Annotated in this window: 8 protein-coding genes; 3 read left to right on the top strand and 5 right to left on the bottom strand. The window is 27.1% G+C overall.

What is annotated here, in order from left to right; genetic code table 4:
- Positions 1 to 170 precede the first annotated feature (170 nt).
- From ACXYRK_RS03060 to ligA, 3 genes are read right to left on the bottom strand one after another with little or no spacing between them, the layout of a single operon-like run.
- Complete coding sequence (locus ACXYRK_RS03060) at positions 171 to 341, bottom strand: hypothetical protein (RefSeq protein WP_435129859.1); 171 nt, start codon at positions 339 to 341, stop codon at positions 171 to 173.
- A gap of 50 nt (positions 342 to 391) precedes the next feature.
- Positions 392 to 1,486 carry a DNA cytosine methyltransferase gene (locus ACXYRK_RS03055; RefSeq protein WP_458618006.1) on the bottom strand — a complete coding sequence of 365 codons (1,095 nt, stop codon included), beginning with the start codon at positions 1,484 to 1,486 and terminating at the stop codon, positions 392 to 394.
- Between the two features lie 9 nt (positions 1,487 to 1,495).
- A complete protein-coding gene (ligA, locus tag ACXYRK_RS03050) occupies positions 1,496 to 3,508 on the bottom strand; it encodes an NAD-dependent DNA ligase LigA (protein ID WP_458618004.1) in 2,013 nt (670 codons plus the stop codon).
- A 69-nt stretch (positions 3,509 to 3,577) separates the two neighbouring features.
- On the opposite strand from ligA, the gene ACXYRK_RS03045 reads away from it, so the two are divergent.
- The 3 genes from ACXYRK_RS03045 to rbfA all read left to right on the top strand — a co-directional run bounded on the left by ACXYRK_RS03045 (position 3,578) and on the right by rbfA (position 5,699).
- A complete protein-coding gene (locus ACXYRK_RS03045; protein ID WP_458614038.1) occupies positions 3,578 to 4,705 on the top strand; it encodes a trigger factor-related chaperone in 1,128 nt (375 codons plus the stop codon).
- Between the two features lie 10 nt (positions 4,706 to 4,715).
- On the top strand, positions 4,716 to 5,288 hold the full coding sequence (locus ACXYRK_RS03040) for a PTS sugar transporter subunit IIA (protein WP_458614037.1): 573 nt from the start codon (positions 4,716 to 4,718) through the stop codon (positions 5,286 to 5,288).
- A gap of 69 nt (positions 5,289 to 5,357) precedes the next feature.
- Positions 5,358 to 5,699 (top strand): 30S ribosome-binding factor RbfA, encoded by a 342-nt coding sequence (rbfA, locus tag ACXYRK_RS03035; protein ID WP_458597965.1) that lies wholly within the window; start codon positions 5,358 to 5,360, stop codon positions 5,697 to 5,699.
- 71 nt (positions 5,700 to 5,770) lie between these two features.
- Here the strand turns inward: rbfA and ACXYRK_RS03030 are convergent, their stop codons facing one another.
- Both ACXYRK_RS03030 and ACXYRK_RS03025 read right to left on the bottom strand, forming a co-directional pair.
- On the bottom strand, positions 5,771 to 7,591 hold the full coding sequence (locus ACXYRK_RS03030) for a R.Pab1 family restriction endonuclease (protein ID WP_458618002.1): 1,821 nt from the start codon (positions 7,589 to 7,591) through the stop codon (positions 5,771 to 5,773).
- Between the two features lie 74 nt (positions 7,592 to 7,665).
- Positions 7,666 to 8,508, bottom strand: a complete 843-nt coding sequence (locus tag ACXYRK_RS03025; RefSeq protein WP_458617999.1) for a Cof-type HAD-IIB family hydrolase — start codon at positions 8,506 to 8,508, stop codon at positions 7,666 to 7,668.
- Positions 8,509 to 8,552 lie beyond the last annotated feature (44 nt).

Raw genomic sequence — 8,552 nt, 5'->3', positions numbered from 1 at the left:
TCCTAAAATATAGGGAGAAAAATTTTTTTCTTATTTATTTCCAGAAAAACAGGAAAACCATAATCCTGTTTTAGCTATCAGCAAAATTAATCAATCTATGTTTAATCACCTGTATTCATTTGTCTATAAAATCTCTACCATAAGAAGTTATAATAACTATTTTTTCATTATTACTTTTGGATGATTTTAAGGAACCCATAAAAGACAAGGTGAGTAATCAGATGTGTTGCTACTGTTTTATTTTCAGGTTTATTCATTTGTTTAAAAATTAAGGTTTTCAATAAATTAATGTCTTTAAGTTTAAATCACGATGCATCTATATTGTTTTTAAAATAAGACAAGGTTGAAAAAGTATACAGAGTAGAAGTAGAAAACTTTTTAGGATTTAGATTTAGCGAGCAGCAAAAAATTTGTTTATTACTAGGTGATTGTCAGAAATAAATTTATCCTTGTTTTCTTTTAAAATACCATAAAAAATCTTCGGTGGTACACATTCGCCGATAATATGTCTAATATTTGAATCACTTACATCATCAGGTAAAACAAAATCATCAGGTAAACCTGTTAAAAGTAAAATTTCTTTGATAGTTAAAACTCTTGCATCGCTATAAAAACCATCTTTATATCTACCTGGATGTACATTGTTTTGTGAAGAAATTGAACCATTAGCCATTGTTATAGTCGGAGCAGGTTTATCTCATGAAATTCTTTTATATGTTGTAGAATACCCCTTGATTCGTTCTCCATTTTTCTTGATAGGAAAATACTTTTCGTTAAAATGAGCACTTTTTCCACTCGGTGTATGTTTCATTCATTCAATGTGTCTGTCATTGTGAACGGAAGCATTGTGATATTTTATATCACTTCTTTGACCTGATTCTAGGCTTGGTAGGTGTCCGATTACTTCTTCTACAGTCTTTATCTTTGTGGGGTGTGGTATTTGTATATCTAGGTTGCTAATGATAATTACAGCACGTTTACGGTCTTGTGCAGTGTCAAAATCTTTGGAATTTAATTTATAAAAATCGATATGTTGATATAAACTACTTAGTTCATTTTTTAAATATTCCTGGATATTTACAAGTTTGTTATTTATCATTATCTTAGTTGTATACATCTGAATTACATTTTCAATAATAATAAGTTTTGGATTTGTTTGTTTGATAAAATCTACAACATATGTAATCAATAGATTTCTAGGATCATCTATCTTTCGTCTTCCGGCTAGTGACATCCCTTGACAAGGAGGGGTAGCAATTAAAATTTGATTATTAAGTTGTTTGTGTCTTAAAACCAATGAATCAAAGACATTTTTATTACTTATATCACCGATTATCATTTTTGAATTTGGATATAAAAAATCGTGTATATATGCTCTTTTAGCTATCAATTCATTAGATAAGGTAACATCAAAACCAATATTTTTTAATAAATATGTACCAATTCCTGCGGAAGCAAATAAAGATGTAATTCCGATTTTCTTCATATATACTTTCTAGATTTTAATCATTTGATTAAAATAATCTTCATTTATAACTTTTATCCCTAAATCATAGGCTTTTTGTAGTTTTGAACCAGCATTTTCTCCAGCGAGTAAAAAGTTAGTATTCTTTGAAATGCTTGATACCACTTTGCCACCATTTTTGATAATTTCGTCTTTAAAAAAATCTCTGGATTTGCTTAAAGTTCCAGTAATAACAAAACTTTGTCCATTTAATAAATCGGATGTTTTAAAATCCTCATTAATATATTCAAAAATACTATCAAGTTTATATATTTCTTCAAGCATATTAGGGTTTTTTATAAAACTCTTGATGCTATCGATTATTACTTGACCGATTGTGTTTATTTGTAACAAAGAATTAAGATTTATTATTGTTAAATCAGTTAATTTAGTTATTTTTGCAGCAATTAATGCGGTAGCAGTTTTACCAACATTTGGGATACCAAGTGCAAAGAGGGCATTTGCTAGTTTAATAGACTTTGATTTATCAATTGAACTTAAAATATTATCAATTTTTTTATATTCTTTGTTTTTGCTCTTAGAATTACCAAAAGAAGGAAGTTTAATGATATCATTTTTATACTTATTTAGCATATATATAGAAGAAAAAGTATTAATATATCCTTTTTGATAAAATAGTCTGATAATTTCATTTCCTAAGGTTTCAATATTAGCACACTGCTTCGAACAAAAATGAATTAAAGCACGTATTTTTTGTTCTGGACAGTGTTGATTAATACAAAATTGATCAACTAATGAATCATTTTGATGTAGCAGCTGATTACATGAAGGACATTTTGTGACTTTTTTAAAAACACCATCAGAATTTTTATGAACTAATGCAATAACCTTTGGAATAATTTCACCTGATTTTATTACTAAAACATCATCGTTGATGTTAATATTCATATCTTTTATATATTCATAATTATGCAAGGTAGCATTTGATACTCAGGTTTGGTTTAATTCAACCTTGTCTTTGAAATTTGCAACATAGGTAATTTTCCCGGTTCTTCCTACGGTCGCAACAATTTCTTTGATTTTAGCAACTTTTTCTTCTGTTTCATATTTGTAAGCAATAGCATATTTTGGAAATTTAGAAGTTCTACCAAGTGAATCTCAATATTTTAAGTCATTTAGCTTTATCACAAATCCGTCGCAATCATATTCAAAGGAATTTTTGATCTCTTTGAATTCTTTGATGAAATTTCATATTTCATCAAAGTCTGCAGATGTCTTATTATGCTTGCTGGTGGGTAAATTCAGTTGATTTAGAAAGTTTATCACATCACTTTGTAAATTGATATTATGTAGTATCGGATCTGTTATATCATATAAAATAATTGATAAACCACGTTCTTTTACAATGTTTTTATCTAGCAGTTTTAAAGTTCCTGCAGCAGCGTTGCGCGGATTAGCTAGAAGTTTTTTATTATCAGTTTCCAGTTTTTTATTTAGTTGGTTAAAACGAGTTTTAGATAAATATACTTCACCTCTTATTTCAATTGGTTTTAGATAATTAATTTGTTTAGGTAAGTTTTCAATTTGAAAAACATTTTCTGTTACATCATCGCCTTCAATCCCGTTTCCACGAGTTAAAGCCTGAATCAGTCTACCATCTACATATTTCAAAGAAATAGATAATCCATCAATTTTAGGTTCGCAATTAAATGAAATATCAGAACTTATTTGTTGCTTAATATCATTTAAAAATTTAAAAACATCTTCTTTTGAGTATGCCTTATTCAAAGAAAGCATCGGTTTTTGGTGGATTACTTTAGCGAATTTCTCGTTGTTTCAAGCACCTAATTTTAAAGTTGGTGAATTAGGTAGGATCAGATCTGAAAAAGTCTCTTCTAATGCTTGTAAGCGCTTATATTCGCTATCATATTCAGAATCCGAAACACTTGGAGCATCAAGCATATAATATTCTCAGTCTCATTGATTAATTTTTTCAACTAATTGCTGAATTTGGTGTTTAACTTCTAAATTTTTATCTTTCATTAAATAATTATACAAAACATTTTTATACACTTATTTTATTTATAGTAAAATTTAAATAAAGGAGTTTAAATGAAATATACAATGACAAGCATCTTGGTTGATAAAAACCAATGAATTAATTACCAAAATGAAGCACTAAACTATCTAAATACTACCAAAAAAGGTAAAGTTTCACAACAAGATATTTTATCATATGCTTCACGTGGTGTTATTTTGCTTGAGAAACAAAAAATATTTACAGATGTACTTAAAGATCGTGAATCTAATAAAGTTGCATTTATGCCTATTGCTGAAAACATTCACATGAATGTGGATTCAATTTCATTTGATTTGAAAACTTATTATTTAGAAAATTATCTAGATGATTTGACCTTAGATTTTAAGCCAACTAATGATTTTGTTTTATCTGACACAGATGAAAAAATAAATAATTTTGTCGATGATTATGTTAAAAACCAATCACCACGTAAGTTCCGTACCACAGATGATATTGAACCTAATGATCATGTTATTTTAGATGCTTTTGATCCTATTTCAAAACGCAGACAACGTTTTGAATTATTAGCAAAAGCAGAAAAAGACAGCACATTAGAAAGTAAGTTAGTAGGAATGAAACCTAAATCAACATTTGATTTTGATTTAGAAACAACTAAATTACAAATTACCATTATTGATGTTTTTTATTACCTTGATGAAAAATTAAATGATGATAATGTAAAAGAAATGCAGATACCGGGTGTTTTCGATCTTAAATCATTAAAAGATTTTATTTTTTATACTACAAAAGAAGAAGTGGTTACTAATTCATTATTTACTTATGGAATGAACATTTATAAGGAAATAAAGAAATTTAATAAACCGATTGATTTTCCACAAGATTTAATTCAAAGTGATATTGAAGGATTTAACTTTGATGAAAAATTCGAAGGTGATAAGGTTGCAATAGTTAAAGAAACATTAACTGACTTCTTTTGATTAAATGTTATTTCTAAAAAGTATGATATTTTTATCTCAAATGAAGAAATTAAAGAAGAAATCGCAAAAGTAAAAGCATCACTTAATCCTGTTATGGATGAACAAATTGATCCTCGTCGTATTTCTGATGCGATTTTAATGCAAAAACTAGGGACAATTTTCTTGAAAAAGTATCATTCTGATACATATATAGAAATCGAAAAATATTTAAGGTTTAAATAGAAAGGATGTTATGTTGAGAGATTGCTTAGCAAAACTACTTAGTAGAAAATCAAAAAAAACAAATCAAGAAGTTAAAACAGAAGAAATAAATCAACCAGCAAATGATGTGATTCATAGTCCAATAAAAGGAAAATTTGTAAACCTTTCTGATGCTAAAGACCCAGTTTTTGTTAGTGGTGCTTTAGGTGATGGATTCGCAGTTGAATTTGATCATGATTCTGGTGTTGTTCCTGTGTTTTCACCAGTTGAAGGTGTAGTAGAAATGTTATTTACTACCAAGCATGCTGTAACAATTAAAGCAAATAACAATGCATTAGTTTTCGTTCATATTGGAATTGATACCGTCAAACTTGATGGACAAGGGTTTGAAAGTGTAGTTAAACAAGGTGATAAAGTTAAAGTTGGCGAAGTGCTAGTTAATGTGGATTTAGATTTAGTGCATTCAAAAGGTTATACTTCCGATGTTCATGTAACTGTTTTACCTGAAAGTAATTATAAAGCAGTTAAATTCTTAGCAGATCGAAGCACAAGTGATACAGTTGTATTATCTGAACCAATTGCCGAGGTGGAATTAAACAAATAAAAATGTTGCTGAAATTATATTTCAGCAACTTTTATTCACTAAATATAAGATAAATTATATAATTATGTTATGAATGAAATTAATTTAAAACGAAAAGAATCACAAGTGCATCAATTGATTGCTGATATTCTTGAACATAATATAAGTAATGTAAATATTATTAATCCAACTGTAATGGATGTGAGATTATCATCTGATTTATCAGATTTAAAGGTGTATGTAAATTTTGAATCTAATACAAAAAAAGGACTTATTGCATTAAATAATGCTGCTGGTTATGTTCGTAAGATGTTAGCAAAATCTTTGGACTGACGAAAGGCTCCTACAGTTAGATTCTTTATTGATGATGTTTCTGAAAAAGGAGCAAGAATTGATGAGATACTAAGAAATATAGAAAAAGAAAAACAATAAAAAGTGATTAATTATTTTCAAAAACCCACTTTGCGGGTTTTGTTTTTACTCTTAGAGTTTTTATTACTTTCTTATGATGCTACATTTTCATAAAGTTCATTTTGTTTATATTTTAACACAGAACTTAATATTCTTATAATATCTGTGTTATGTTCTTTTGATAAATTAGCAAAAAGCAAAATAATGTGTATAAATAAGTCTGTATATCTTTTTCTATCTATGACATAATTAATAACAGAAGTTTTGGATATGGTTTTACCTATAATTGGTTCATTGTTTATTACAAAATTTTTTGCTGATAAATTTAAAAACAACATTGCTTGTGTTCCAATTGCTTTCTGTTTATAATCAATTTTAATTTCTATGAAGTCATTATCAATGTATTCACTAATAAAACTAGGTTTTATTACATCAACGGTTTGAAAACTAATAGGCAAAATGATTTTAGGATTTTCAACCCTTTGTTTTCTTGTTATTTTATATTCATCTTCAATGTATGTTTTAATTGATTCGACTTTATTTAATAAATTTGTCAAAAATTCTAAATCGATAAATCCTTTATTCAACCCTCAATAAAATATATCAGATAATTCAAAAATATATTTATCTTCATCCTTGTTATTTTTAAAAGCAAGTTTATAAAGAGAAGGTTTGCTGTAAAAGTCTTCTACTTTTTTATCATATCCTATTTGTATTTCTAAAAAATCTTTATCAGTAATTACTTGTGATGCAGAAGGTTTTATTTCACCTTGTTCAAAATGTTTCTCTCTCTTTTTAAATCTATATTTTCCAGAAGGTGATATATTGGTGAAATTTCAAATTAATTTATCGGTATATATTGATAAAATAGAATTATTTTCTGATAGTTCTTTTTTAAAAAACAAATCTATTTCTTGGTAGATGTTATGTTCACCCTTAGTATCTATGTTTTTTCATATTTCCTTATTAACAATTGGAGAAAAATTACCTAAAAAGTAAAACTCGTTTTTATTTTTAGAATATCAAGATTTTAATATTTGTAGATATTTGAAGATTTTTAAGGCAGTTTGTCCTTTAACTCTAATAGATTGAGCATTTTCCTGATCTAAAAACCCTTTATTAATTACTAACTGATTCATATCTCTTAGAGTGCTAAAATGAGCGTAATTACCTGTAATTGACTTGTCTTTGTATTTTGTATGCACATCTTCTATATATAAAAACTGATTTAGACAGAATTTATAATTTGAGTTATGAACCGAAAAAGTAAATGTTTTTATCTCATCGAAACTCATCCCTTTTGAATCTTTTTTATAAAGAGCTATTATAATAGGAAATTGTGTATTTTTGGATGTATCATTGAACAAATTTGATGAAATTATTATCCCATCTGTAAGAACATAATTATTTTTAAATTGACCTAGTTGATTAAAATTAGATTTTTTAATCAAATAAGACAACGGATGCAAAACACAAATATATTCAGCATCCAAATGGTTAAACATCTTTAAAAAAGAAATTCCCATATCTCGTGCTTTAAATGTATCATTTATTAGCATACTTCCTTTTTGGTTTTTCATATAAAAAGATGTTCAGTTGTTATATGGCGGATTCCCTACAATTAATAATTTTTTATCATTTGTACATATATCACTTCTTTTCAAATCATTCAATGAATTTTTATTTAATGTCTTAAGAATTTTATAGTTATCTTTAACATAATCATAATAGTATTTGTCGATGTCAACATAAATAAATTTATCTGCAACTTCATCTGTGATGAAATCTCCATTTCCACCAGATGTATCAGCAACAAAATCAAATTCAACTTTATTTCTTTTAATCATTTTTCAAGCTATATCAACAACAGCTTTTGGGGTAAAAAATTGTCCTAACTTAATTTTTTTATTCATAATATCCTTTATAAATTGTTTTACATATCTAAAAATTACTTATTTATATACATAATTAAAAAACCTCAAAGAGGTTATTTGTTTTTCTTTAAACCCTGTGAAATAGCACGTTTTAATTCAAAATCACTACGATATAAGTAATCATCAATTGCTTCTGCTAAACCGTTTTGTTCTACTGTGGATGTAAAATATTTAGCAAAAGTTCTGGAATATGAATCGGTGTTTTCCATTGCATATGTATATCCTGCTGTTTTGAACATAGAAATATCATTTTGACTATCACCAATAGCCATTACATCATCAACGGATGCATTTAAAAGATTATCACAAACCCACTTAATACCACTACCTTTTGATACACCTGCTTTTGTTATTTCAATATGTGATTTAAGGTTTACAATATTTAAATTGATACCTCTTTGCTTTGCAAGTTCACAAAATTTATCAACAAGTTCTAATGGTCCATAAGACTCAATTTTATGTAAATCAGATGGTATTTCACCTGTTTCGATTCAGTCGGTATATTCACAAAAATCACTAATGAATTTACGGAAACGATCATCAGCACCTTTTAAATAATATTTATGTGTACCAAAATAATATAAACCTAATCCTAGTTCATCTGCAAGTTCTCAAACTTTTTTCGCTTCTTCTTGTGGAAGATATTCAATATGCAAAATTTCTTTTGTTTGATTATCAAAAATTAAAGCACCATTTGAACAAATGATGTACCGAGAGTGTACTTTATCAGCTAAATTTTGAATTTTCGGATATGGTCCATTACCGGTATTAATGATAAAAGGGATTCCTTTTTCAACAACTTCATGAATTTTTGAAACATTTTCTTTTGTTAATTCTTTACTTGGAAAGGGATATATAGTCCCATCAACGTCACTAAATATAGCTCATTTTTTCATACATAAATTATAAAATAATTTATTAATTACATACACTTTTTATT

Source organism: Mycoplasma sp. AC1221, assembly GCF_054353815.1.
The sequence above is the reverse complement of the archived record's forward strand: the minus strand, read 5'-3'. Positions and strand labels throughout refer to the sequence as shown.